Source organism: Actinomadura vinacea, assembly GCF_039532545.1.
Classification (GTDB): Bacteria; Actinomycetota; Actinomycetes; order Streptosporangiales; family Streptosporangiaceae; genus Spirillospora; species Spirillospora vinacea.
The window spans coordinates 104,191-128,007 of record NZ_BAAARW010000048.1 but is presented as its reverse complement, the minus strand read 5'-3'; the positions used below and the strand labels follow the sequence as shown (position 1 = coordinate 128,007).

Below are 23,817 nucleotides of genomic sequence, written 5' to 3'. Positions count from 1 at the left end.
GGGGGCCGCTTGCCACCCGCTTGCGACCGGCGTCAGCGCGGGGACGGGCGCGGGTGCGGCGCAGGTCACGGCGGACCTCTAGGCTTGGCCCGTGAGCGAGATGAACCCCGAGGACGCCAAGATCATCACCCTGGCCCGGGCGGCCCGCGCCCGCGCCGGCGCCGCCGAGGGCGCCGCGGTCCGCGACGAGACGGGCCGCACCTACTCGGCCACGACCGTCGACCTGCCGTCGCTGAAGCTGACCGCCCTCCAGGTGGCGGTCGCCATGGCCGTCTCCAGCGGAGCCGAGGACCTGGAGGCCGCCGCGGTCGTCACCGCCGGCGAGACCGCCGGCCCTTCGGACGTGTCCGCGGTACGCGACCTGGGCCCCGCGGCCGCCATCCTGGTGGTCGCCCCGAACGGCGACGTCAAGACCACCGTCACCTGATCCCGCGGGCCCCGCCGGGACGGGCGGCGAGGCGGGCCCGTTCGTCCTGGAACGACCTGAGCTTGCGGACGGCCGCGGCCGCGATCCGCTCCATCGCCCGGCCGGCCGCGGACTCACCGGCCACGGCCAGCACCAGCAGGTCGTTGCGGGACCGCGCCCACACCATCGTGAGGCCGGTCCCGCGCCCGCCCTCGGCGGTGAACGCGACGCCGACGGCGTCCCGCAGGCCGCCGGGGCGGGGCAGGCGGGCGCGCCGCAGAGCCGCCTCGCGCGGCCCCAGGACGATCCGGATCCGGGGACATGCCGCGGCCGCGGCCGAGGCCCGGGCGACGTACCGGCCCGCGTCGCCGGGCGGCAGCCTGAACACGTGCTCCACCATGGTCGCGGGCGGCTGCGCACGGTAGAACGCCGCGTGCCCCTGACCCGTCCCGCGCCCGCCGCCGGCGGGCGCGGCGCGCAGCCCCTTCAGCGTCTTCGCGTCGGCGAGCGCCAGCATCCGCGCGCACGCGGGACGGCGGGCCCGCAGCCCGGTGAAGACGTCCTGCCGCTCCGCGGGCAGGAACCCTTGCCCGAGCACGTCGGCGGACGACAGGACGACCTGGGCCAGCGGCGCGGGCGGCAGCCGCGTCGCGCCGCCCGCGAGCCGTTCCGGCGGCCTGCCGCGCGGCTCCACCGGCGCGGCCGTTCCATCGCAGCCCGCCACCGCCGCCAGGACGATCCCCGCCGCGGGCAGGAACCCGTGAACGAAGCGCGGCATGGCGTCCCCCGAAAGTCCTCGGCGCGCACGTTCGTTCCCGGAAAGCGACGGACCAACCGCGCGGCGTGAGCGTCAGCCGGTGGTCTGCTGCGCCTCGGTCTCCCGCTCGGACGGCTCGGGAAGGCGGCGCACCAGCACGGTGCCGATCCGGTTGCGGCGGCCGGCGATGCTCTCGGCCTTCAGGGACAGCCCCGCCACCGTCGCCGTGGAGCCCTCGATCGGGACGCGGCCGAGCGCGTGGGCCAGCAGCCCGCCCACCGTCTCCACCTCCTCCGCCTCGATCTCCGCGCCGAACAGCTCGGCCAGGTCCTCCACCGGGAGCCGCGCGGTGACCCGGGCGGTGACGTCGTCGAGCCACTCCACCCGGGGCGTCTCCACGTCGTACTCGTCGGCTATCTCACCGACGATCTCCTCCAGGATGTCCTCGATGGTGACCAGCCCGGCGGTGCCGCCGTACTCGTCGATCACCACGGCCAGATGGATCTGCCGGGCCTGCATCTCCCGCAGCAGCTCGTCGATCGGCTTGCTGTCGGGGACGTAGGTCGCCGGGCGCATCACCGACTCGACCGTCTCCACCGACTCGCCCTCGCGGTGCTCGTGGCCGCGCCGCACGACGTCCTTCAGGTAGGCGATGCCGACCACGTCGTCCTCGTTCTCGCCCACCACCGGGATCCGGGAGAAGCCGCTGCGCAGCGCCAGCGTCAGCGCCTGCCGGAGCGTCTTGCCGCGCTCGATGAAGACGATGTCGGTGCGCGGCACCATCACCTCGCGGACCAGCGTGTCGCCCAGCTCGAACACCGAGTGGATCATCTCCCGCTCGTCCGGCTCGATCAGGCTGCGCTGCTCGGCCAGGTCGACCAGGTCGCGCAGTTCGGCCTCGGACGCGAACGGCCCCTCCCGGAACCCCTTGCCCGGGGTGAGCGCGTTGCCGAGCAGGATCAGCAGCCGGGGCAGCGGCCCGAACACCCGGGTCACCGGATGGACCACCGCGGCGCCGGCCAGCGCGATCCGGTCGGCGTGCTGCAGGCCCAGGGTCCGCGGGCCGACCCCGACCACCACGTAGCTCACCACGATCATGATCGCGGCGGCGGTGACGTAGGCCCGCCAGGTCTCGTCCAGCCAGGAGATGCACAGATCGGCCACGATCACGGTGGCGACCAGCTCGCAGCTGATCCGCAGCAGCAGCACCATGTTGAGGTAGCGGGCCGGGTCGGCCACCACCGCGGCCAGCCGGTCGGCGCCGCGCCGGCCCTCGCGGACCAGGTCTTCGACGCGCACCCGCGACACCCGCGCCAGCGCGGCCTCGGTGCCCGCCAGCAGCCCCGCCATGCACACCAGTGCCACGGCCATGGCCAGCAGCCACCCCTGCGCCGAGCTCACGACGCCTCCCTGCGCGGGACGCTCCGCACGGCCCGCCGGACGGCGGAGGACGGGGCGGGACGGCGGAACGTGCTCATCGTCGGCCGCGTTTCTCCTGCCAGGACTCGAGGAGGTCGGCCTGGAGGCCGAACATCTCCTTGTGCTCCTCCGGCTCGGCGTGGTCGTACCCGAGCAGGTGCAGGATGCCGTGCGTGCACAGCAGCTCCAGCTCCGCGGCGCGGCTGTGCCCCGCCGTCCCGGCCTGCCGCTCGGCGACGGCCGGGCACAGCACCACATCGCCCAGCAGGCCGGGGTCGGGCTCGCCGTCCTCGTCGGCGCCGCCCGACATGTGGCCCGGGCGCAGTTCGTCCATCGGGAAGGCCAGCACGTCGGTCGGGCCGGGCTCGCCCATCCACTTCTCGTGCAGCTCGCTCATCGCGGCCTCGTCGACCAGCAGCAGCGACAGCTCGGCCAGCGGATGGACGCGCATCCCGTCCAGGACGTGCCGGGCCAGCGCCGCGAGCCCCTTCTCGTCGACCTCGGCGCCCGACTCGTTCAGCACCTCGATGCTCATCGGCGCGACCTCCCGCTCATCGGCACGACCCGCCCGCGGCGGCCATCTAACGGCCCCGCTTGCGGGACGAGCCGCGCGCGCCGCCCGCGCCCTGCTTGATCGCCGGGACGTCGGCGTCCCTGGAGGCGTCATAGCGGCTGTAGGCGTCGACGATGTCGGTGACCAGCTTGTGCCGCACGACATCGTGGCTGCTCAGGCGGCAGAAGTGGATGTCGCCCACGCCGTCGAGGATGTCCTGGACGACGCGCAGCCCACTCTGCGTCCCGCCCGGCAGGTCGACCTGGGTGACGTCGCCGGTCACCACGACCTTGGAGCCGAACCCCAGCCGGGTCAGGAACATCTTCATCTGCTCGGGCGAGGTGTTCTGCGCCTCGTCGAGGATGATGAACGAGTCGTTCAACGTCCGTCCCCGCATGTACGCCAGGGGGGCGACCTCGATGGTGCCGGCGGCCATCAGGCGGGGGATCGAGTCGGGGTCGACCATGTCGTGCAGCGCGTCGTACAGCGGCCGCAGGTAGGGGTCGATCTTCTCGTAGAGGGTGCCGGGCAGGAAGCCCAGCCGCTCTCCCGCCTCGACCGCGGGCCGGGTCAGGATGATGCGGTTGACCTGCTTGTCCTGCAGCGCCCTGACCGCCTTGGCCATGGCCAGGTAGGTCTTGCCGGTGCCGGCCGGCCCGATGCCGAACACGATCGTGTGCTTGTCGATCGCGTCGACATACCGCTTCTGGTTGAGCGTCTTGGGCCGGATGGTGCGGCCCCGGCTGGACAGCACGTCCAGGGTCAGCACCTCGGCCGGGCGCTCCTCGGTCTGGTTCCGCAACATCGCCACGCTGCGCTCCACGGCGTCGGGGGTGAGCTGGGTACCGCTCCTGAGCAGGTCGATCAGCTCGGAGAAGAGGCTGGACACCAGCTCGGACTCGGACTCGGGGCCGGTCACGGTGATCTCGTTGCCCCGGACATGGATGTCGCTGTGGAACGCGCGCTCGATGACGTGGAGCAACTCATCCCGGGAGCCCAGCAGGCTCACCATCGAATGGTCGTCGGGAACCACGATCTTGATCTGGGACCGCGCGCCCGTGCGGTCGGCGCGTCCCGCGTGAGTTGATTCGACCATCAGCCGGGCCTTGCGGCCTCTCCGACCTGCCTTCTCTCGTTCCGGACGTGTCCTGCCTGTGTACCTTCCAATGGTACTGGCCGCCTACGCCGGAACGCCGCCGCATTTCCGCTCGCGCGATCCCGTACGCCACCCGCGAAACGGCGGAATCCAGGGGCACCGGGGCCGCGGCGCGATGAAACGTTCTCCTGCCCTCCCCTGGCCGTTCCCCTGCGGGCCTCTTGGCGTTTCCCGTCCCCGGGCCGTTTCAGCCGGGCGGCCAGTTGAGGCCACGGCCGCCAAGGACGTGGGCGTGCACGTGGAACACGGTCTGCCCCGCCTGGGGCCCGGTGTTGAACACGATGCGGTAGCCGTTGCCGGCGACGCCGTCGTCCTCGGCGACCTGCCGGGCCTCCTGCATCAACTCGGCCAGCAGCCCGGCGTCGGAGTCGGCCAGCTCGCCCACCGTCGGATGGTGCTCGCGCGGGATGACCAGCACGTGCGTGGGCGCCTGCGGATTGATGTCGCGGAAAGAGACCGTCCCCGCCGACTCCCGGACGATCTTGGCGGGCACCTCCCCCGAAACGATCTTGCAGAACAGACAGTCCGTCATCGCTCTCCTCCCACCCCTCGCGGCGCCCGTCACAGTGCCGGAGATCCTATCGGCACGGCCCCGCCACGCCCCGTGAGGCCCCGCCGCGAATAGGGCCGCGCCGATCGGCCTCTGGGCGGTTTCGGGCCCATCGGGGCCCTCCGCTGGATAAGGTTGGCAACTCAGGCGCACCCCCGGCTCGTCACAGCGCGCCTCGTCTCCCGACCGGTCGGTTCGCCCCTCCACGCGTACCTCCACGCGCACCGGGGGCCGACCGTCCGATAACGCGGCCGGGGGTCGGTGAAGGCGGCGGATAGGTGACCGAGGCAAGACAGAAGATGCCCTTTCGTAAACCCGACGATGAGGGCGCGCGTCCCACTGACGTGACCGAGACCCTCGTGGCCAGGGGCACGGCCGGGGCGGTGGCCGTGGCCTGGGACGCGGACCAGGCAGTGACCGCGCTCTACAGTGCCAACTACCGCTCGCTGGTACGCCTGGCCGCCATGCTGGTGCGCGACGCCGGAACGGCCGAAGAGGTCGTCCAGGACGCGTTCGTGGCGATGCACGGCGGCTGGCGCCGACTCCGCGATCCCGACAAGGCCCTGTCCTACCTGCGACAATCGGTGGTCAACCGATCGCGGTCGGTGCTGCGGCACCGCGCGGTCGTCGAGAAGTACGCGCCCAAGGGGCTGCCCGACGCGCCGAGCGCGGAGGCCGGCGCCATCGGGGAACTCGAACGCTCCGCGGTGGTGCAGGCGCTGCACAAGCTCCCCACCCGGCAGCGCGAGGCGCTGGTGCTGCGATACTACGCCGATCTGTCCGAAGCGGAGATCGCCCAGACCATGGGCATCTCCCGAGGTGCCGTCAAGAGTCACACGGCACGCGGCATGGCCGCGCTACGCAACATCCTGGAGCAGTTCTCATGACCACCGACCCCCACGACGAGCACGGCGAGCTCCTCCGCCGCGCCCTGCACGCGGAGGCGGAGACGGTCATCCCGGCGGCCGACGGCCTGGACAAGATCCGGAGCCGCATCGACGAGCGCGCCCAGCGCAAATTCGGCCGGGACTGGTTCGACCGGGACTGGTTCACGGTGAACTGGGCCCGGCCCATGCTCGCCGTCGCCGCCGCCGTCCTGATCGCCGGTATCGGCGTCGCCGCCCCGCCGACGATCGCCCTCATCCAGGCGACGGGCAACAACGGCACCGCCGGCGAGGGCGGGCACAGCCCTTCCGGCGGCGACCCCGCCGGCACGCAGGGCGTCCCGCCCAACGCGCAGCCGCCCGCGTCCAGCGTCCCGAGCGAGAGTGCCGACCCGAACAAGGCCGGCACCCCGTCTCCAGCGACTTCACCGGGCTCCCCCGCCTGCACCGGCGGCACGTCCCGCCCGGCGCCGCCCGCCGGCAGTCCCACCCCCGACCCCAGCGGCGGGTCCGGCGGGGGTTCGTCGCCCGGGCCGTGCCCGAGCACGTCGACCTCGCCGTCCCCGACCCCGTCGCCGTCGGACAGCGGCTCGACCGACCCGGACCCGACCGACCCGACCAACCCGCCGGTCACCGAGGAGCAGCCCGACACCACCCAGCAGCAGTCCGAGGGCTCGACGGCGCAGTGATCCTCCGCCGCCGGCCCCGGCGGCGCCCGGCAGGGAGCGCTACCAGCGGCCCGTCGCGGCCATCAGCACCGACAGCGCGGCCACGCCCGCCGTCGACGTGCGCAGCACGGTGGGCCCGAGCCGCACCGTGCGGGCGCCCGCCGCGGCGAACGCGGCCAGCTCGTCCGCGGTGATCCCGCCCTCCGGCCCGACCACCGCGATGATCTCGCCGGTGGCCGGCGGCCGCACCGCGCTCAGCGGTCCCGCGGCCTCCTCGTGCAGCACCAGGGCCGTGCCGGCGGCCGCCAGCCGTTCGGCGACCAGGGCGGTCGTGGCGAGGTCCGAGACCTCCGGCAGCCGGCTGCGACGAGCCTGCTTGGCCGCCTCCCGAGCCGCCGAACGCCAGCGCCCCAGCGCCTTCCCGCGCCGTTCCGGACGCCACTGGGTGACGCAGCGGGCCGCCGCCCACGGGACGATCTCGTCCACGCCCGCCTCGGTCATCGCCTCCACGGCCAGCTCGCCCCGCTCGCCCTTCGGCAGGGCCTGGACGACCACCAGGCGCGGCTCGGGGACCGGATGCCGGTGCCGGGCCAGCACGTCCAGGGTCAGCGCGGCGCGGTCGGCCGCCACGACGACGCACTCGGCCAGCAGGCCCGCGCCGTCGGTGAGGTCGACGCGCTCCCCTGGCCGCAGCCGCTTCACGGTGGCCGCGTGCCGGCCCTCGGGGCCGTCCAGGACGACCCTCTCGCCCTCGAGCCCCGCCGTCTCGGCGAGGAACACCGGCGGACTCATGACCACTCCCCCCGGACGAATCCGACACGCGTCGCGCCCGCCGCGGCGCCGGCGATCACCGTCGCGGCGGGGGCGGCGTCCCGTGGCGGCCCTCGTTGTAGGCCGCCACGGCATCGCTTCAGTGCTGGTTGAAGACGTCCCTGAGGCGGGAGAACACGTTGCGCTGCCCCGGGGCGAACTTGCCGGGCGGGCGCTCCTCGCCGCGCAACTCGGCCAGGCGGCGCAGGAGCTCCTCCTGCTCCTCGTCGAGCTTGCCCGGGGTCTCCACGTTGACGTGGATGTGCAGGTCGCCGCGGCCGCTCTCGTTGAGGTGCCGGACGCCGCGCCCGTACAGCCTGATCACCTGGCCGGACTGGGTGCCGGGCTTGATGTCGACCTCCTCGGCGCCGTCCAGCGTCTCGACCGTGACGTTGGTGCCCAGCGCCGCGGCCGTCATCGGGATCTCGACCGTGCAGTGCAGGTCGTCGCCGTCCCGCTCGAAGATCGTGTGCGGCTTCTCCACGATCTCCAGGAACAGGTCGCCGGGCGGGCCGCCGCCCGGGCCGACCTCGCCCTCGCCGGCCAGCTGGATGTGGATGCCGTTCTCCACGCCCGCCGGGATCTTGACCTTGACGGTGCGGCGGGTGCGGACCCGGCCGTCCCCCGAGCACTCCTGGCACGGGGTGCGGATCACGCTGCCGAAGCCGCCGCACTGCGGGCACGGCCGGGCCGTCATGACCTGGCCGAGGAAGGAGCGCTGCACCTGCTGGACCTCGCCCCGCCCGTGGCAGGTGTCGCAGGTCTCCGGATGGGTACCGGGCGCGCAGCCGGAGCCGCTGCAGGTCGTGCAGGCCACCGCGGTGTCGATGGACAGCTCCCGGGTGGTGCCGAACGCGGTCTCGGAAAGGTCGAGCTCGACCCGGAGGGTGGCATTGCGGCCGCGGCGGGCGCGGGTGCGCGGGCCGCGCGAGGCGGCGCTGCCGAAGAAGGCGTCCATGATGTCGCTGAACGGGAACCCGGCACCGCCGAAGCCCCCCGCGCCGGCACCCGCGCCGGCGGGCGCGAACGGGTCGGCGCCCAGGTCGTACATCTCGCGCTTCTTCGGGTCGGAGAGCACCTCGTAGGCCTGGGTGATCTCCTTGAACCGCTCCTGGGTCTCCGGGTCCGGGTTCACGTCCGGATGGAGCTCGCGGGCCAGCCGGCGGTAGGCCTTCTTGACCTCGTCCGGGGTGGCGTCGCGGCGAACGCCGAGGGTCGCGTAGTAGTCGTTGGCCACTTACGACCCCGCCAGGATCTGTCCCACGTAGCGTGCCACTGCCCGTACCGCTCCCATCGTGCCGGGGTAGTCCATGCGTGTCGGCCCGAGCACTCCCAGCCGGGCCAGGGTCATGTCGCCGACCCCGTAATCGGCGACGACCACCGATGTGGATTGGAGCCCCTCGTCGGGGTTCTCGGTGCCGATCCGCACCGTAACTGTAGAGGAGTCGCCCGTCTCCCCGAGCAGCCTCATGAGGACCACCTGCTCTTCCAGCGCCTCGAGCACCTCGCGCAAGCCCTGCGAGAAGTCCACCGACGCGAGGTTGGCCGCGCCGGCGAAGACGATTTTCTCATCGTGCTTCTCCACCAGCGTCTCCAGCAGCACCGACAGCACGGCCGCCGTGACCGGCCGGTCCTCGGGGTGCACCCGGTCCGGCAGGTCGGCCACCGCGTTCGGCACCTCGCCCAGCCCGCACCCGTCCAGGCACGTGTTGAGCAACGCCCGCAGGTGCCCGATCGATTCCTCCGACAGGTGGGACGGCGTCTCGATCACCCGCTGCTCGACCCGGCCGGTATTGGTGATCAGGACGAGCAGCAGCCGGTGGTCGGCGACCGGGACCAGTTCCACGTGCCGGACCGACGAGCGGGTGAGCGAGGGGTACTGGACCACCGCCACCTGCCGGGTGAGCTGGGCCAGCAGCCGGACCGTGCGCCCGACCACGGCGTCGAGGTCGTAGGCGCCGCTGAGGAAGGTCTCGATCGCGCGCCGCTCGGCGCCCGACAGCGGCTTGATCGTGGACAGCCGGTCGACGAACAGCCGGTAGCCCTTGTCGGTCGGGACGCGGCCCGCGCTGGTGTGCGGCTGGTGGATGTACCCCTGCTCCTCCAGCACCGCCATGTCGTTGCGGATCGTCGCCGAGGACACGCCGAGGTTGTGCCCCTCGACCAGGGCCTTGGACCCGACCGGCTCGTTGGTGGACACGTAGTCCTCGACTATGGCCCGCAGGACCGCGAGTTTCCTGTCGTCGAGCACGTGGTCACCTCCCCTGCCCCCGCACTGGCACTCCATACTTCCGAGTGCCAAGTGTACGGGCAGGCGAGCCGCATTCGGAGATGGGCGAGCGGCAATCGGGGATGCCGGGGCCGTCCGGGCTCGTTAGAGTGCCCAAACGTGCAGAGCAAGGACTACGGCGACGACGTTCTGGCGGGCGACTGGCGGCGGCCTCGCAAAGGCACCATCCCGGAGGTCCCCGCCGAGGCCGGGCTGGTGGCGGAGGATCCGGACAGCGGATTCTGCGGCGCCGTGATCGGCTGCGACAAGTTCGGCGTGACGCTTGAGGACCGGTTCGGGAAACGGCGGGTGTTCCCGCTGACCAAGTCGGGCTTCCTGATCGACGGCAGGCCGGTGACGCTGGTGCGCCCCACCGGTACCGGCGGCGCTCCCGGCTCCGGCACGCCCGGCTCCGGCGGCTCCGCCGGGACGGGGCGGGCGCCGCGTTCGGCGTCGGGATCGATCGCCGTGCGGGGGCTGCGCGCCAAGGTCGCCAAGGAGAGCCGCATCTACGTGGAGGGCGTCCACGACGCCGAGCTCGTCGAGAAGATCTGGGGCCACGACCTGCGCGTGGAGGGCGTCGTCGTGGAGTACCTGGAGGGCGTGGACGACCTCCCGGCCATCGTCGACGAGTTCGGGCCCGGCCCGGGCCGCCGCCTGGGGGTGCTGGTCGACCACCTGGTGGAGGGCTCCAAGGAGAGCCGCATCGCCGCACAGGTCTCGTCACCGCATGTGCTCATCACGGGCCACCCCTTCATCGACATCTGGGAGGCCGTGAAGCCTTCGGCGGTCGGAATCGCGGCCTGGCCGCGCGTGCCCCGCGGCGTATCCTGGAAGGACGGGGTGCTCAGCGCACTCGGTTGGGGGGAGGATGTGCGTGCGGGCTGGAATCGGATCCTCGGATCCGTCACGACCTACACCGACCTGGAACCCTCGCTCCTCGGCCGAGTCGAGGAGCTCATCGACTTCGTCACCACCCCGGAGCCCTAGCTCCTGACGCCAGCCCTACTGCCCCCGCGCCTTCAGTTCGCCTACGCCAGCGAATCCTCGAGGAGCACGCGATGTCGTATGGGCCGCCGGAACAACCAGGGTACGGGGAGCAGCAGCAAGGCCAGGGCCAGAATCCGTACGGGCAGCCTCAGCCCGGGTATGGGCCGCCACCCGGGTACGGGCAGCCGGGCTACGGGCAGCAGGGTCAGGGACAGCAGGGCTACGGGCAACCGGGCTACGGGCAACCGGGCTACGGGCAGGTGCCCGGATACGGGCCGGCGCAGGGTTACGGCGGCCAGATGCAGCCGTACGGAGCCGCGGGCTACGGGTACGGGTACACCACCCCCGACGAACGCACCTGGGCGCTGATGGGTCATCTGGGCCAGTTCCTGGTGGGGTTCATCGCCCCGCTCCTGGTCTTCCTGATCAAGAAGGACGAGTCGGCGTTCCTGCGCCACCACGGCGCCCAGGGCCTCAACCTCGCGATCAGCCAGGGCGTCTACATGATCGTCAACATCGTGCTGATCTTCGTGACGCTGGGAATCTGGCTCATCCCGACGCTGGCACTGGCCGTGACGGAGATCGTCTTCCTCATCCTGGCCGCGGTCGCGGGCAACCGCGGCGAGTGGTACACCTTTCCGGCCTTCATGGCCTGGCCCATGATCAAGTGACCGCCGCTCCTCCGGGTCGCCCGGGGCCGGCTCCCGTGGCTCAGGTGAGGTCGCGGACGACCGCGTCGGCCAGTAGCCGGCCGCGCCGGGTCAGGACGGCGCGGCCCCGTTCGAAGGGGCCCGGCTCGACGAGGCCGTCGGCGATCGCCCGCCGCACCGCCGCGTCGTCCAACAGCCCGGCCGGGCAGCCGTCGGCGAGCCGCAGCTCCAGCATGACGCGTTCGATGTGCCGGTCGTCGTCGTCCAGGACCTCGCGGGCGTGCGCGGGCGTGACCTGCTCGGCGAGCCGGGAGGCGTACGCCGCGGGGTGCTTGACGTTCCACCAGCGGGTGCCGCCGACGTGGCTGTGCGCGCCGGGGCCCACGCCCCACCAGTCAGCCCCGGTCCAGTAGAGGAGGTTGTGGCGGCAGGCGGCTTCGGGGCTCGCGGCCCAGTTGGAGATCTCGTACCAGCGCAGACCTTGGGCGGCCAGCAGTTCGTCCGCCATGAGATAGCGGTCGGCCATCGCGTCATCGTCGGGCGGGGTGAGTTCCCCTCGGCGCACCTGCGCTGCCAGGCGCGTCCCTTCTTCCACGATGAGGGCGTATGCCGACACGTGGTCGGGCCCTGCCGCCAACGCGGCCTCCAGGGACGCCCTCCAGTCGTCGTTGCTCTCCCCCGGGGTGCCGTATATGAGGTCCAGGTTGATGTGGTCGAAGCCGGCCTTGCGGGTCCAATCGACGACCTGCGGGATCCGGCCCGGAGTGTGGGTGCGATCCAGTACGGCCAGGATGTGCTCGCGCGCGCTTTGCATGCCGTAGGAGACACGGGTGAATCCGACCTCCCGCAAGCGGGCAAGGTAACGGCCGTCCACCGACTCCGGGTTGGCCTCGGTGGTGACCTCGGCCCCCTTCGCAAGGCCGAACTCCTTGTCGATGGCGCCGAGCATGCGTCCCAGGTCGTCAGGCGGCAGCAGCGTGGGGGTGCCCCCGCCGACGAACACCGTCTCCACGGGCAGGTCCACCTCGCCCAGTACACGGCGGGCAAGCCTCACCTCTTCGATGGCCGTGTCGGCGTAGGAGTCCCGGCTCGCCCCCGGCCCCAGCTCGGTGGCGGTGTAGGTGTTGAAGTCGCAGTAGCCGCACCGCGTCACACAGAACGGAACGTGCACGTAGAAGGCGAACGGCCGCTCACCCAGCCCGTCCAGGGCGCTGCGGGGCAGCGCGCCGTCGGCGGGTACCGGGTCACCGTCAGGCAGGGTCGAGGGCACCCTTCAAGTCTGCCGCGCCGTCAGTGCTGCTCTGACCGCGGCCGCTCCGGCTACGGCCGCTCCGAGCGCGGCGCTCCCGCGTCCAGCTTGTCGCGGAGCCAGCCGGGGATGTGCTCGTCCGAGCGCGGGAAGCGCTCCAGGTCCTGGACGTAGGCGGCGGGGGTCAGCGGCGGGCTGAAGTCCGGTTCGCCGTTGTAGTCGAACTCCGCGCTGAACGGGCCGTCGCGCTCGATCACCAGCCGCGCGGTGAACCAGGCGCCCTTGCCTCGCCGGTACATGGCCCGGCGCAGCTCGTCCATCTTCCCGACGGCCCGGCCCGGCGGCATCGCGGCACGGGCCTCACCGCCGGCGTTCACCACCTTGAAGGAGACGGTGTCGATGCCCACGGTCGCGCGGAACTCGAACCCGAGCCGCGCCCAGCCGAGAGGGGCGGCCGAGCGCAACGCGCGGACGGCCCCGTTCACCGTCGCCCGCTCCCTCGGAGAACGCAGGACCTGCTCGACGTGGGTCACGGTCGAACCTCCGGAACCATAGTGGCCACCGCCCGACCGTATCCATCCGGCCCCGAGAGCTGAGCGACCGCCCGCCGTGTCGCGACTTGCCTTGGCACCGTTAAGGCCTTTTGGACGGATAGGGTCGCCGGGTGGCTGATCAGGGGGCGGTGAAGTTCGGGCGAGTGCCCACCCGCGTGCTGCTGCACGGCGAGCCGGACGGCTGGCGCTACACGGTCATCGATCAGCACGGCGACGAGCAGAGCCTTCCCTTGGGCGGGCCGGGCGTCCACTGGCAGCCTCCAGGGCGGAAGAACCGTGACCCCGAACCCCCTTGGTGGGGTCGCCGTCTCGAGGAAACCGCAGAGGCCCTGCGTGACCACATAGGACGGGCGCTCACGGACCAGGCCTTCATCGAACTGGGTGCCGAGGCCCGAATCGCATGGTTCGCCGTGGAGGAGCCCATTACCTGGGAAGGCCTCGTGACGCTTGGGGAGCCCGACCCCGCGCGTTTCCCGGGCAAGGTGCCGCCCTTCGTCGTGACCCTGGAACCTGGACGCGGTGCCTTGCTGCCCGACGCCCACCTCTTCTTCTCCACAGTCGCCTCGGACGCCTGGACGACCCTGGCGGCCGTGTCCGAACGCTGCGGCACCGCCCCGCCGCGCGCCTCGTTCCTCTGCGGCTACACCGACCACCGGAGCGTCCACATCGGGCGTGGCAGTCTCAACGTCTCCACCCTGCGCGGCGAAGACGGCACAGAACGGATCGCCGAGATTTACGGCCACCGGGGCGAGGGCTGGGGCGGCAACCCGGAGCTGCGCCTGCGGCTGGACGGGATCGACCTGCTGAACGAACCCGCCGACGACGTCGTCGCCCTCTTCCGCGACCTCGGACACGAGGTCCTCCCAAAGGGACACTACGGCTTCCACATCCCCGCCATGGGACTGGCCCTCCACCGCCCGGATACCCCCCGAGACCACACAAGCGACCGCAGGAGGAGCCGTAGCGGCCTGGCGGCGCCAAGGCCGGAAGGTCCGCACGGACGTTTCTCAGGCGCCTCCCTGGGCCTTCCCACGGCCCTGGCCTCCTGGTACCTGAACCGCTAGAGCGACGGCCCGGCGGCGGCAACGGTCTCGACACCCACGAGGGACCCGTTCGTCACCCGAACGCAATCCTGGCTCTCTAGGTTCGCCGCCCATGAGAGCCCGTGTGCGTGACACCGCCTTCGTGCTCGCCGCCGCCGGCGGCGCGCCCCTGCTCGCTCACTCCCCCACCCCGGCTCTGGCCTCTGACACCCTTGTCGTGGAACGGAACGGCCCCGCGCGCTCCATCACCTTCACGGCGGCCCGGGACGGCGAGGCGGTCATCCGGTTCGCCGCGTCCGCCCCCGGCGTCTCCTGGGCCCGTCAGGGCGCCGAATCGGCCGTCCTGGCCATCGAGGTGGACGGCCGCCACGTCACCGACCTTGTCGTCCCCGCCGCCGAGCCGACCCCGCGTTCCCTGGGGCTCGGGCCCGTACGCCAGGGGAACCACCGGGTGACCCTGCGCTTCCTCAACGCCAGCGCCCCCGCCGCACGACGCGTCAACCTCGTACGGCCGAAGGTGCAGATGCCAACGGCCGACCAGGTCGCCCTGCGGCACGCCCCCATCGTCGTGGGCCGGACCGGTTGGCCGTTCGGCGACCCGTACCAGAACGTTCGCACCGACACGCCTCTCGTCGCGTGGCACGAATCGCGGCCCGCCACCACCCCGGGGCACCGCGTCCTGGAGTACTCCATGGTGTGGAGCAATGAGGACGGCGGCACCGACACACCTGCCCTGATGGCCAGATGGGGCCGCACCACCGACGTGGAGTGGGTCTACCGGGTCGAGGTGGACGCGGCCGGGCGCAGGGTCGACGGCAGCGGCGTGTACCAAGGGCCACAGCACCTGACTCTGAAGTTCACCGGACGCTACGAGGGCGACCATCCCCTGCTGCAGACCTGCACGTCCAACAACAACATGTGCGATGTCATATCGCCTGGCGCGCCTCTCCGGTTCCTCCCGGACGCGTCCAGAACACGTCCCACCGACCGCGCACGCGAAGTCGTCATGGACCGCGAGCCCTGGACATACCGCGTCATGGCCCAAGAGCTGTTGCGGGAGGGCCGCCTAGAGAAAACCTCCGATCCGGCCACCCGCGAGGTCGGAGACCCCCGTACCTACCTCTTCGTGGAACTCGCCAAGAAGACCGGCGGCCCGACCCAAGGTTGGGGTTCCGCGCCAGGAGTGTCCCTGGGAGTTCGTCTGAAGAAGGACACGTCCCGTCTCTACCGGTCCGACCACGGTGAACGCACCTGGTCGATCGAGCGCGACGGCCCGGCCGCCACCACGGTCGAACTGCCGGAGGGCACCGCTGTCCAGGACATCGCCTCCATCGAGGCCATCCGCCAACCCGTCGGCCTGGGGGACAACGGCGCCCCCGCAACGGTCACCACACTGCACCGGGGGTTCCTCCTAGGCCGCTCCTACCTCCCCCAGGCGTCGGCCATCACCTGGAACGGATCGGTCACCCTGACCCCGCAGTCCCCCACGGCACCCCTCTGGCGAGGGCCGTGAGGCACCGCGCACCGATCGTTACCAAGCCGTTCAAGACCCATAGGAACCGCCTAACTCCGGGCGCGTCCAAGTAGTCGTAGACTGCGCCAAAGCTCTACCGCAGAGCCCAAAGCGTGCAGGACGTCAAGCGGACTCGGAGAGGACACGCGCCATGGCCTACGGGCCTCCCCCGTCGCCCGGCTACGGTCAGCAGCCCGGCTGGCAGCAGCCCCAAGGAATGTCCGGGTACCCCGGCCACGTGACCCACGACGACAAGACCTGGGCCCTGATGGCCTACCTGGGCCAGTTCCTGGTCGGCGCGATCGCCCCGGCAGTGGTCTTCTTCGGCAAGGGCCGCTCCGCCTTCGTCCGCCGCCACGCCGCGCAGGGCATCAACATGGGCCTGGCCGCGATCGCCGTCTGGATCGTCGGCGGCCTGCTGTCGCTCCTCCTCGAGGTGCTCATCTGGGTGCCGCTGGTCTTCACCGCCGTCGTGATGTTCTTCCTGGTGTTCGCCGCCAGGGCCGCCAACCGGGGCGAGTTCCGCCAGGTCCCGTCGCTGGTGGCCTGGCCCCTGTTCAAGACCAGGTAGGTCAGGACGCCTCGACCTCGACCGGAAGCCGCTCGACGGAGCCGCACACGAGGTCCTCGGGGACGGAGGGCTCCTCCGCGTCCAGGCCGCGCCCGTCCAGGACGGGCCGCCGCGCGGGGCCGGGCAGGATCGTCATCGTGCCCGGCTCCCCAGGGGCCTGGTCGAGGCGCACGACGCGCCCCGGATAGGCGCGGGCCGCGATCTCCACGTCCCGGTCGTCCCAGGCGCCGTAGAAGACGGGGCAGCCGTCCCACAGCTCGACCTTCTCCGCGCCGGTCGGCCACCGCCGCCCGAAGGCGTCGATGAGGATCGGCTCCTCGCTGCCCGGCAGATCGGGACCGGACGCGTGCGGTCTCACCTCGTCGGGCACAGCGATCATCCTCCTGGGGACGACCCGGCGCGGGAGCCGGGCGAAGATCTGGTCGGGGACGAGCTCGATCGGGAACGGGCGGGTCAGCGCGCAGGACTCGCCCCACGCCACCCGGGCCTCCTCGGCGTACCGGCCGTCGCCGCCCAGCCCGTACACCACCAGCTCGGGCTCGTCGCCCCGGACGTCCACCACCCAGTACGAGGGCACGCCGTACCGCTCGTACAGGTTCTTCTTGGGGCCGAGATCGACCGGGCGCGAGACGTCCGACGTCACCTCGACGGCCAGCAGCGGAGGGCCCAGCACCGAACCCGGCGCGGCCCCGGCCTGCCCCTTCCGGTAGACCACCAGGTCACAGCGGACCAGCGTGTCGTCCTCGAACCGGACCACGGCCCCCGTCGCCGACCGCTGCTCCGCCTTCGCCGCCAGCCCGACCGGGACCACCAGGCCGGCGACGAGAACCTGGTGCAGCAACGTGTGAGTCACAACACCCAGTGTCCACCCAAGGACACAAGGTCACCGCCGTTTTGCCGATTCGGGAGGACTCGGCTTCACCCGGCCGGTACCGGCTCGGCCGAGCCGGCCGCTACTTCTTGCCCTTGTCCGACGAGGACGGCTCGCTCGTGGAGAGGGCCGCGACGAAGGCCTCCTGCGGGACGTCGACACGGCCGATCGTCTTCATCCGCTTCTTGCCTTCCTTCTGCCTCTCCAGCAGCTTGCGCTTACGGGAGATGTCGCCGCCGTAGCACTTGGCCAGGACGTCCTTGCGGATGGCGCGGATGTTCTCGCGGGCGATGATGCGGGCACCGATCGCCGCCTGGATCGGCACCTCGTACTGCTGCCGCGGAATCAGTTCCTTGAGCTTGGAGGTCATCATCAGCCCGTACTCGCGGGACTTGTCCTTGTGCACGATCTGGCTGAAGGCGTCCACCGACTCGCCCTGCAGCAGGATGTCGACCTTCACCAGGTCGGCCTCCTGCTCGCCGCTGGGCTCGTAGTCCAGCGAGGCGTAGCCGCGGGTGCGCGACTTCAGCTGGTCGAAGAAATCGAAGATGATCTCCGCCAGCGGCAGCGTGTAGCGGATCTCGACCCGGTCCTCCGACAGGTAGTCCATGCCCAGCAGCACGCCCCGCCGCCCCTGGCACAACTCCATGATCGCGCCGATGTGCTCGCTCGGGGACAGCAGCGTGGCCCGCACCACCGGCTCGTACACCGTGCCGATCTTGCCCTCGGGGAACTCGCTCGGGTTGGTGACGGTGTGCTCGGTCCCGTCCTCCATGATCACCCGGTACACCACGTTCGGCGCGGTGGAGATCAGCGACAGGCCGAACTCGCGCTCCAGCCGCTCCCGGACGATCTCCATGTGCAGCAGCCCGAGGAAGCCGCAGCGGAACCCGAAGCCCAGCGCCGCCGAGGTCTCCGGCTCGTAGATCAGCGCCGCGTCGTTCAGCCGCAGCTTGTCCAGCGCGTCGCGCAACTCGGGGTACTGGTCGCCGTCCATCGGGTAAAGGCCCGAGAACACCATCGGCTTCGGGTCCTGGTAGCCGCCCAGCGGCTCGGGCGCCCCCCGCGAGGCGCTGGTCACGGTGTCGCCGACCCGCGCCTGCCGGACGTCCTTCACCCCTGTGATCAGGTAGCCGACCTCGCCGACGCCCAGCCCGGCCACCGGCTTGGGCTCGGGCGAGATCACCCCGACCTCCAGGGTCTCGTGCGCGGCGCCCGTGGACATCATCATGCTCTTCTCGCGCCGGGACAGGTGCCCGTCCACGATCCGCACGTACGTGACCACGCCCCGGTAGGTGTCGTACACCGAGTCGAAGATCAGCGCCCGGGCGGGGCCGTCGGGGTCGCCGACCGGGCCCGGCACCGTCTCCACGATCCGGTTGAGCAGCTCGGGGACGCCCGCGCCGGTCTTGCCGGACACGCGCAGCACGTCCGACGGGTCGCAGCCGATGATCCCGGCCAGCTCCTCGGCGTACTTGTCCGGCTGCGCCGCGGGCAGGTCGATCTTGTTCAGCACCGGGATCAGGTGCAGATCGGCCTCGATCGCCAGGTAGAGGTTGGCCAGCGTCTGCGCCTCGATGCCCTGGGCCGCGTCCACCAGCAGCACCGCGCCCTCGCACGCCGCCAGCGACCGCGACACCTCGTAGGAGAAGTCGACGTGGCCGGGCGTGTCGATGAGGTTCAGGACGTAGTCGGTGCCGTCCGCGCCGGTCCAGGGCAGCCGCACCGCCTGGCTCTTGATCGTGATGCCGCGCTCGCGCTCGATGTCCATGCGGTCGAGGTACTGCGCGCGCATCTGGCGCTCCTCGACGACCCCCGTGAGCTGCAGCATCCGGTCGGCGAGCGTCGACTTGCCATGGTCGATGTGCGCGATGATGCAGAAGTTCCGAATGATCGCGGGATCGGTCTTGTTGGGCTCAGGCGCTGGCACCGGGGTCCGTTCGCAAACTCACTGGTGGACAGGGAACGATGGCATGGTCAGCCGTATCCCATGGTCCCATGCCCCGTCCGATGCTCCGAACGCGGCCGGGTTTGGGGCCGTGCCCCGCGATTGGTAAGCTGTGCCACTGCGTGTGGCGTACCGTCGTGCCTCGGGGCACCGTCGCCCCGTCTATCGAACGTTGGAGCCTGCCCGCTGTGCGGGAGGCGAGGATCGCAACCAAGGCTGAGGCACTACGACGTGGCTAACATCAAGTCCCAGATCAAGCGCAACAAGCAGAACGAGAAGGCTCGCCTGCGCAACAAGGCCGTCAAGTCCGAGCTGAAGACGGCGATCCGCAAGTTCCGCGAGGCCGCCGAGGCCGGTGACGTCGAGAAGGCCGTGGTCGCCCAGCGCGAGGCCGCCCGCAAGCTCGACAAGGCCGCCAGCAAGGGCGTCATCCACAAGAACCAGGCGGCCAACCGCAAGTCGGCGATCGCCAAGCGCGCCGCCGCCCTCCAGTCGGCCTGACCGCAAGGCCGGGCCGTCTGCCTCCGGGCCAGACGACCCGGCCCGAAATTCCCTGTTCGCAGCGGCTCGTTCTGGCTACGGTTGATCGCCATGGACGAGCGCCGCTTGGTGAAGATCTCCAAGTACCTTTCCAAGCACCTGCGGCACCAGCCCGAGCGGATCGGCCTCACCCTCGATCCGGCCGGCTGGGCCAAGGTCGAGGACTTGCTGCGCGCCACCGCCGACCACCGTTTCCCCATCACCCGGGACGAGCTCGACCAAGTCGTGGCGGCCAACGACAAGCAGCGTTTCGCGTTCGACGACACCGGTGAACACGTCCGGGCCAGCCAGGGCCATTCGATCCCCATCGATCTCGGCCTGCCGGTCACGCAGCCACCGCCCGTCCTCTACCACGGCACGGTGGCCCGTTCGCTGCCCGACATCCGCCGGGACGGCCTGCGCCCGATGAGGCGGCACGCCGTGCACCTCTCCCCCGACAAGGAGACCGCCACCCGCGTGGGCTCGCGGCGCGGACGCCCGGTCATCCTCTGCGTCCAAACCGCGCGCATGACGGCCGCGGGCCACGAGTTCCGCGTCAGCGCCAACGGGGTCTGGCTCGTCGACGCCGTCCCCCCAGAGTTCATCACCATTCTCTGAACGAACGGATCGCGCCATGCGCTTCGAGATCACGGTGGACGTCGACGCTCCCCTCGAGACCGTCTGGGCCCACCTCATCGACATCGAACGGTGGCCGCGGATGACGGCCTCGATCACCCGGGCCGAGCGCCTGGACGACGGCCCGTTCGGGAAAGGCTCGAAGGCCCGCGTGCACCAGCCGAAACTCCCAGCCGCGGTCTGGACGGTCACCGAATTCGAACCGGGCCGCGCGTTCACGTGGGAATCCCGCAGCCCCGGCGTCGTGACGAGCGGCGCCCACATCCTCACCGAGTCCGCGGACAAGGTCTCCGCACGCCTGACCTTGGACCAGAAAGGCGCCGGCGCCCCGTTGATCGGCCTTCTCTACGGCCGCCTGACCCGCCGCTACGTGACCATGGAAGCCGAGGGCCTCAAAAAGACCTCCGAATCCTGACGGCGGCGCGGTCAGCGGATTCGGCGCGCGGCCACTATGTCGGCGACCGTCTTCTCCAGCGCGTAGGCGGGGTCGGCGGCGCCTCCCTTGACCTGGGCGTCCGCCTCGGCCACGGCGCTGAGCGCGCGCGCCACGCCATCGCCCGACCAGCCCCTCAGCTGCCGCTGCACGCGCTCGATCTTCCACGGCGGCATGCCGAGCTCCTTGGCCAAGGCCGCGCCCCGAGCACCGCGGGGGGCACCGCCGACCTTCGCGAGGCCCCTGACGCCCTGGGCGAGAGCGCTGACGATCAGCACCGGCGCGACACCGGTCGCCAATGCCCAGCGCAGCTGCTCGAGCGCTTCGGCGAGCTGCCCCTCGATGGCCTTGTCCGCGACGGTGAACCCGCTGACCTCGGCGCGTCCCCGGTAGTACCGGGCGACGGCCGCGTCATCGATCTTCCCTCCGGTGTCGGCGACCAGCTGGCTGCAGGCACCTGCCAGTTCCCGCAGGTCGTTCCCCACCGCGTCGAGCAGCCCCCGGGCCCCGTCCGCCGAGATCTTCCCTCCGGCCCGCCGGATCTCGCCGCGCACGAAGTCGACGCGGTCGCCGACCTTGGTGACCTTGGGACAGGACACCTTGCGCGCCCCGCCCTTGGCCAGCCCGTCGGCCAGCGCCTTCCCCTTGGCCCCGCCGTGGTGGACGGCCACCAGTGCGACGTCGTCCGCGGGCCGCTTCGCGTACGCGAGCACCTCGGCGCTCAGGTCTTTGCCGAGGTCCTGCGCCGACCGCAGGACGAGCACCTTCCCGCCCCCGAACAAGGAAGGCGAGGTCAGTTCGGCCAGGCGTCCGAGCTCCAGCCCGCCGGGCCCCAGGTCGATCACCTCGGTCTCGGGATCCTCGGCCCGCGCCGAGGCGACGACCTCACCGATCGCCCGGTCCACGAGCAGTTCTTCGTCTCCCACGATCAGGGTGATGGCATCAGCTGGCACCCCAGCAGCATGCCACGCCCCGCCCCCTCCCCAAGCCCGTATCGCTCGTCATGGACCCTCAAGCCCCGTTCAACGGGCTTCCAGCGAGGAATCCCGGCGGCCCTTCAGGACCGGGAGGAATCTCGCCGGGAGGCGCGCACGAACGGCGTGGGCGTTCGTCAACCCGCCCCATGCAGCCGTGTCACCGCCCCAGCGTCAAGGGCGGTCACGAGCCGCAAGCCCACCCCTTTAGGGGCGGGTAGTCGACTGCCGGGTGACCACTGACAGGCCGGTGGTGGTGCGGACGACGGCTATGTCTCCGTTCAGGTCGGTTCGATGGATGCGGGTGCCCAGGTTGCGGAGGAGGGTGAGGGTGGGCGGGGACGGGTGGCCGTAGTCGTTCCCCTTTCCGGCGGAGACGATCGAGATCGAGGGGCGGGCCGCCGCGAAGAAGCCCGGATCCTGGCTGCGGGAGCCATGGTGCGGAACCTTGAGGACCTGGACCCGCGGCACGCTCGGGATCAACGCCCGCTGCGCCTCGATCTCGACGTCGCCCGCCAGCAGTCCGCTGAACCCGGGGCTGCGGGCGACGAGCACGATGCTCGCGTTGTTCAGCGCGCTGCCGTCGTCGGACGGGGACAGGCGCGGCGTGGTGGGAGGCGGGCCGATGATCGTCAGGGTGAGGTGGCCGATGCTCCAGCGCTGCCCGGCCGACGCCGGCCGAATGGTGAGGCCATGCGCGTGACGGGCCTCGCGGCCGAAACCGGATGGCGTGATCAGAGCCATGCGGACGGCTCTGCCCTGTCTCACCCCGGGGGTGCCCACAATGTGATCGGCATGCGGATGAGTGAGGACCAGTATCGGGACTTCTCGTACGCCAAGGCGTTCCAGGCAGCCGTTGACCAACCCCGGATCCGGGCCCGTGTCGACGACGACACCGCTGCCGCCTCGTCCGGTGGCGAGGACCAGGGCGTCGCCTTGGCCGACGTCGCAGGCGACCATCGTCCAGCCGGGCGGGGGCCACCCGGGGGCGGCGACGCGGAGGGCGACGACGGCGATCAGGACTCCGGCCATGGCCGCCACGGCGGTCAGCCGCAGCCGGCGGTTCCGCAGGATGAGGACGGCCGCGACGGCGGCGACGACCAGGCCCGCCGCGCCCAGGCCTCCGCCCCGCCACGGGATGGTGGCGTACGGGAGGTCCGCCGTGGTGCGCGCGATGCCGGTGATCCAGCCGACCGCGAGCCCCGCCGGCCAGACGAGAAGCCGGGCCGCCGGCATGGAGACCAAGGCGACGAGGGCGGCGAGGGCCCCCAGCAGCGTGGCGGGGGCCACGGCGGGGGCCGCCAGCAGGTTGGCCACGATGGCGATCACTCCCAGTTCTCCCGACAACATGACCAGCACGGGTGCGACGGCGACCTGTGCGGCGGCGGCGACGGCCAGGGCGTCGGCGATCGGGCCCGGCAGGCGCTTCCTGAGGCGGTCCCGCCAAGGGGGCGCGAGGACGAGCAGCCCCGCCGTGGCGAGCACCGACAGGATGAATCCGTACGAGCGGGCCAGGGCCGGGTCGATCAGCACCAGGATGAGGACGGCGGCGCCGAGCGCGGGCAGGCCCTGACGGCGCCGGCCGGTCACCAGGGCCAGGAGGCCGATCAAGCCCATGAGCGTGGCACGCAGGACGCTCGGCTCGGGGCGTGCGACGACCACGAACGCCAGCACCGCGACCACGGCGAGCAGTGGTGCGTGAAACCGTCCGAGCCCGGCGAACCGGCAGAGCCCGAGGACCGCCCCGATGATGATCGCCAGGTTGGCTCCGGAGACGACCAGCAGGTGTGACAGCCCCGAGGCGCGAAAGTCCTCGGCCAGTTCGGGATCGAGCCGCGAGGTATCGCCCACGACCATGCCGGGCAGGGCGCCCCGCTGGTCGGGCGGCAGCCGCTCGGTCGCCTGGCGCAACCGGGCCCGCACGGTCTCGGCGGCACGCTGCATGGCAGAGGGACGCCCGAGCCGTACCGGCGGCCCTCGTACGAACACGGTGGCCGCCAGCAATTCGGCTCGTCGCGGAGGCGCCGTGCGCCCGTTCAGGCGGACCCGCTGGCTGGGCACCAGCCCGAGCCAGCGCCGATCGGCCGCGATGAGGAGCACTGGCACGCGAACGTGGACGCGACGGCCGCGGAGGATGACCGCCTCGACTCTGGCCCTCGCCAGGATCATCGGGCGGCCAGGACGTATCGCCGCCTGCGGATCACCGGTGAGCACCGCCTCAACGATCGCGTGCCGCCGTTCGACGGCCAGTTCCCTGACCGGTCCGGAGCCGACCGCCGACGCGCGCAGCCCCACGGCCGCGGAGGTGGCCGCCACGCAGACGAGCATCACCCCCGCAACCACACGGCCCGATCCCGCTCGCCGAGCTCCGCCCTCAATGAAGCCCGCGCCGCC

At 71.8% G+C, this 23,817-nt stretch carries 25 protein-coding genes; 11 read left to right on the top strand and 14 right to left on the bottom strand.

Annotated features, from left to right (window positions below):
• Nucleotides 1–100: 100 nt before the first annotated feature.
• Entirely contained in the window at nucleotides 101–427 is a 327-nt protein-coding gene (locus ABD340_RS46310) for a cytidine deaminase (RefSeq protein WP_344598501.1), read from the top strand.
• Here ABD340_RS46310 and ABD340_RS46305 read toward each other — a convergent pair.
• The 5 genes from ABD340_RS46305 to ABD340_RS46285 form a co-directional block, all read right to left on the bottom strand.
• Complete coding sequence (locus tag ABD340_RS46305) at nucleotides 420–1,184, bottom strand: hypothetical protein (protein WP_344598383.1); 765 nt, start codon at nucleotides 1,182–1,184, stop codon at nucleotides 420–422. The genes ABD340_RS46310 and ABD340_RS46305 overlap by 8 nt on opposite strands.
• Before the next feature lie 72 nt (nucleotides 1,185–1,256).
• Nucleotides 1,257–2,564, bottom strand: coding sequence for a hemolysin family protein (locus ABD340_RS46300; protein WP_344598381.1), 1,308 nt, complete (start codon nucleotides 2,562–2,564; stop codon nucleotides 1,257–1,259).
• Nucleotides 2,565–2,637: 73 nt separating this feature from the next.
• On the bottom strand, nucleotides 2,638–3,117 hold the full coding sequence (gene ybeY / locus ABD340_RS46295; protein ID WP_344598379.1) for an rRNA maturation RNase YbeY: 480 nt from the start codon (nucleotides 3,115–3,117) through the stop codon (nucleotides 2,638–2,640).
• A gap of 46 nt (nucleotides 3,118–3,163) precedes the next feature.
• Nucleotides 3,164–4,231: a PhoH family protein gene (locus ABD340_RS46290; protein ID WP_344598377.1), complete on the bottom strand. Its 1,068-nt coding sequence runs from the start codon at nucleotides 4,229–4,231 to the stop codon at nucleotides 3,164–3,166.
• A gap of 247 nt (nucleotides 4,232–4,478) precedes the next feature.
• Nucleotides 4,479–4,823: a histidine triad nucleotide-binding protein gene (locus ABD340_RS46285; RefSeq protein ID WP_344598375.1), complete on the bottom strand. Its 345-nt coding sequence runs from the start codon at nucleotides 4,821–4,823 to the stop codon at nucleotides 4,479–4,481.
• A gap of 317 nt (nucleotides 4,824–5,140) precedes the next feature.
• On the opposite strand from ABD340_RS46285, the gene ABD340_RS46280 reads away from it, so the two are divergent.
• Nucleotides 5,141–5,728: a SigE family RNA polymerase sigma factor gene (locus ABD340_RS46280; protein ID WP_425547554.1), complete on the top strand. Its 588-nt coding sequence runs from the start codon at nucleotides 5,141–5,143 to the stop codon at nucleotides 5,726–5,728.
• Nucleotides 5,725–6,414: a hypothetical protein gene (locus ABD340_RS46275; protein ID WP_344598372.1), complete on the top strand. Its 690-nt coding sequence runs from the start codon at nucleotides 5,725–5,727 to the stop codon at nucleotides 6,412–6,414. Before ABD340_RS46280 ends, ABD340_RS46275 begins: the two co-directional genes overlap by 4 nt.
• Before the next feature lie 39 nt (nucleotides 6,415–6,453).
• Here ABD340_RS46275 and ABD340_RS46270 read toward each other — a convergent pair whose 3' ends face one another.
• From ABD340_RS46270 to hrcA, 3 genes are all read right to left on the bottom strand, one after another.
• A complete protein-coding gene (locus ABD340_RS46270; protein WP_344598370.1) occupies nucleotides 6,454–7,185 on the bottom strand; it encodes a 16S rRNA (uracil(1498)-N(3))-methyltransferase in 732 nt (243 codons plus the stop codon).
• Between the two features lie 118 nt (nucleotides 7,186–7,303).
• Nucleotides 7,304–8,440, bottom strand: a complete 1,137-nt coding sequence (gene dnaJ, locus ABD340_RS46265; RefSeq protein WP_344598369.1) for a molecular chaperone DnaJ — start codon at nucleotides 8,438–8,440, stop codon at nucleotides 7,304–7,306.
• Entirely contained in the window at nucleotides 8,441–9,454 is a 1,014-nt protein-coding gene (hrcA, locus tag ABD340_RS46260) for a heat-inducible transcriptional repressor HrcA (RefSeq protein WP_344598367.1), read from the bottom strand. It lies immediately after the preceding gene.
• A gap of 138 nt (nucleotides 9,455–9,592) precedes the next feature.
• Here hrcA and ABD340_RS46255 point away from each other — a divergent pair, with 138 nt between their 5' ends.
• On the top strand, nucleotides 9,593–10,462 hold the full coding sequence (locus ABD340_RS46255) for a DUF3097 domain-containing protein (protein ID WP_344598365.1): 870 nt from the start codon (nucleotides 9,593–9,595) through the stop codon (nucleotides 10,460–10,462).
• A gap of 71 nt (nucleotides 10,463–10,533) precedes the next feature.
• Nucleotides 10,534–11,133, top strand: coding sequence for a DUF4870 domain-containing protein (locus ABD340_RS46250; protein ID WP_344598363.1), 600 nt, complete (start codon nucleotides 10,534–10,536; stop codon nucleotides 11,131–11,133).
• Between the two features lie 40 nt (nucleotides 11,134–11,173).
• On the opposite strand, the gene hemW is transcribed toward ABD340_RS46250, so the two are convergent.
• The gene (hemW, locus tag ABD340_RS46245) at nucleotides 11,174–12,382 is read right to left on the bottom strand and encodes a radical SAM family heme chaperone HemW (protein WP_344598362.1); all 1,209 of its coding nucleotides are present in this window, start codon (nucleotides 12,380–12,382) and stop codon (nucleotides 11,174–11,176) included.
• A 50-nt stretch (nucleotides 12,383–12,432) separates the two neighbouring features.
• Complete coding sequence (locus tag ABD340_RS46240; RefSeq protein ID WP_344598361.1) at nucleotides 12,433–12,894, bottom strand: hypothetical protein; 462 nt, start codon at nucleotides 12,892–12,894, stop codon at nucleotides 12,433–12,435.
• 131 nt (nucleotides 12,895–13,025) lie between these two features.
• Here ABD340_RS46240 and ABD340_RS46235 point away from each other — a divergent pair, with 131 nt between their 5' ends.
• From ABD340_RS46235 to ABD340_RS46225, 3 genes are all read left to right on the top strand, one after another.
• The gene (locus tag ABD340_RS46235; RefSeq protein WP_344598359.1) at nucleotides 13,026–13,979 is read left to right on the top strand and encodes a hypothetical protein; all 954 of its coding nucleotides are present in this window, start codon (nucleotides 13,026–13,028) and stop codon (nucleotides 13,977–13,979) included.
• 91 nt (nucleotides 13,980–14,070) lie between these two features.
• Nucleotides 14,071–15,471, top strand: coding sequence for a hypothetical protein (locus ABD340_RS46230; protein WP_344598357.1), 1,401 nt, complete (start codon nucleotides 14,071–14,073; stop codon nucleotides 15,469–15,471).
• Nucleotides 15,472–15,622: 151 nt separating this feature from the next.
• Nucleotides 15,623–16,042, top strand: coding sequence for a magnetosome magnetite crystal formation protein family (locus ABD340_RS46225; protein ID WP_344598356.1), 420 nt, complete (start codon nucleotides 15,623–15,625; stop codon nucleotides 16,040–16,042).
• A 1-nt stretch (nucleotide 16,043) separates the two neighbouring features.
• Here ABD340_RS46225 and ABD340_RS46220 read toward each other — a convergent pair whose 3' ends face one another.
• Together ABD340_RS46220 and lepA are read right to left on the bottom strand one after the other, a co-directional pair.
• A complete protein-coding gene (locus tag ABD340_RS46220; RefSeq protein ID WP_344598355.1) occupies nucleotides 16,044–16,895 on the bottom strand; it encodes a Uma2 family endonuclease in 852 nt (283 codons plus the stop codon).
• Between the two features lie 100 nt (nucleotides 16,896–16,995).
• The gene (gene lepA / locus ABD340_RS46215) at nucleotides 16,996–18,843 is read right to left on the bottom strand and encodes a translation elongation factor 4 (RefSeq protein WP_344598353.1); all 1,848 of its coding nucleotides are present in this window, start codon (nucleotides 18,841–18,843) and stop codon (nucleotides 16,996–16,998) included.
• A 249-nt stretch (nucleotides 18,844–19,092) separates the two neighbouring features.
• Between lepA and rpsT the strand changes: the two genes are divergently transcribed.
• From rpsT to ABD340_RS46200, 3 genes are all read left to right on the top strand, one after another.
• A complete protein-coding gene (rpsT, locus tag ABD340_RS46210; protein WP_344598352.1) occupies nucleotides 19,093–19,362 on the top strand; it encodes a 30S ribosomal protein S20 in 270 nt (89 codons plus the stop codon).
• A 90-nt stretch (nucleotides 19,363–19,452) separates the two neighbouring features.
• Nucleotides 19,453–19,998, top strand: coding sequence for an RNA 2'-phosphotransferase (locus ABD340_RS46205; RefSeq protein WP_344598351.1), 546 nt, complete (start codon nucleotides 19,453–19,455; stop codon nucleotides 19,996–19,998).
• 16 nt (nucleotides 19,999–20,014) lie between these two features.
• Entirely contained in the window at nucleotides 20,015–20,431 is a 417-nt protein-coding gene (locus ABD340_RS46200; protein WP_344598350.1) for an SRPBCC family protein, read from the top strand.
• 11 nt (nucleotides 20,432–20,442) lie between these two features.
• On the opposite strand, the gene holA is transcribed toward ABD340_RS46200, so the two are convergent.
• Both holA and ABD340_RS46190 read right to left on the bottom strand, forming a co-directional pair.
• Nucleotides 20,443–21,402, bottom strand: a complete 960-nt coding sequence (gene holA / locus ABD340_RS46195) for a DNA polymerase III subunit delta (protein ID WP_344598349.1) — start codon at nucleotides 21,400–21,402, stop codon at nucleotides 20,443–20,445.
• Nucleotides 21,403–21,630: 228 nt separating this feature from the next.
• On the bottom strand, nucleotides 21,631–23,739 hold the full coding sequence (locus ABD340_RS46190) for a ComEC/Rec2 family competence protein (protein ID WP_344598348.1): 2,109 nt from the start codon (nucleotides 23,737–23,739) through the stop codon (nucleotides 21,631–21,633).
• Nucleotides 23,740–23,817 lie beyond the last annotated feature (78 nt).

What these genes read in the sequence shown, in the direction of transcription:
- ABD340_RS46230 (WP_344598357.1), top strand. Translation starts at nt 14,071, where the DNA reads ATGAGAGCCCGTGTGCGTGACACCGCCTTCGTGCTCGCCGCCGCCGGC.
- ABD340_RS46310 (WP_344598501.1), top strand. Translation starts at nt 101, where the DNA reads ATGAACCCCGAGGACGCCAAGATCATCACCCTGGCCCGGGCGGCCCGC.
- ABD340_RS46270 (WP_344598370.1), bottom strand. Translation starts at nt 7,185, where the DNA reads ATGAGTCCGCCGGTGTTCCTCGCCGAGACGGCGGGGCTCGAGGGCGAG.
- ABD340_RS46290 (WP_344598377.1), bottom strand. Translation starts at nt 4,231, where the DNA reads ATGGTCGAATCAACTCACGCGGGACGCGCCGACCGCACGGGCGCGCGG.
- ybeY (WP_344598379.1), bottom strand. Translation starts at nt 3,117, where the DNA reads ATGAGCATCGAGGTGCTGAACGAGTCGGGCGCCGAGGTCGACGAGAAG.
- ABD340_RS46275 (WP_344598372.1), top strand. Translation starts at nt 5,725, where the DNA reads ATGACCACCGACCCCCACGACGAGCACGGCGAGCTCCTCCGCCGCGCC.
- ABD340_RS46200 (WP_344598350.1), top strand. Translation starts at nt 20,015, where the DNA reads ATGCGCTTCGAGATCACGGTGGACGTCGACGCTCCCCTCGAGACCGTC.
- ABD340_RS46285 (WP_344598375.1), bottom strand. Translation starts at nt 4,823, where the DNA reads ATGACGGACTGTCTGTTCTGCAAGATCGTTTCGGGGGAGGTGCCCGCC.
- ABD340_RS46280 (WP_425547554.1), top strand. Translation starts at nt 5,141, where the DNA reads ATGCCCTTTCGTAAACCCGACGATGAGGGCGCGCGTCCCACTGACGTG.
- ABD340_RS46205 (WP_344598351.1), top strand. Translation starts at nt 19,453, where the DNA reads ATGGACGAGCGCCGCTTGGTGAAGATCTCCAAGTACCTTTCCAAGCAC.
- ABD340_RS46250 (WP_344598363.1), top strand. Translation starts at nt 10,534, where the DNA reads ATGTCGTATGGGCCGCCGGAACAACCAGGGTACGGGGAGCAGCAGCAA.
- ABD340_RS46305 (WP_344598383.1), bottom strand. Translation starts at nt 1,184, where the DNA reads ATGCCGCGCTTCGTTCACGGGTTCCTGCCCGCGGCGGGGATCGTCCTG.
- ABD340_RS46225 (WP_344598356.1), top strand. Translation starts at nt 15,623, where the DNA reads ATGGCCTACGGGCCTCCCCCGTCGCCCGGCTACGGTCAGCAGCCCGGC.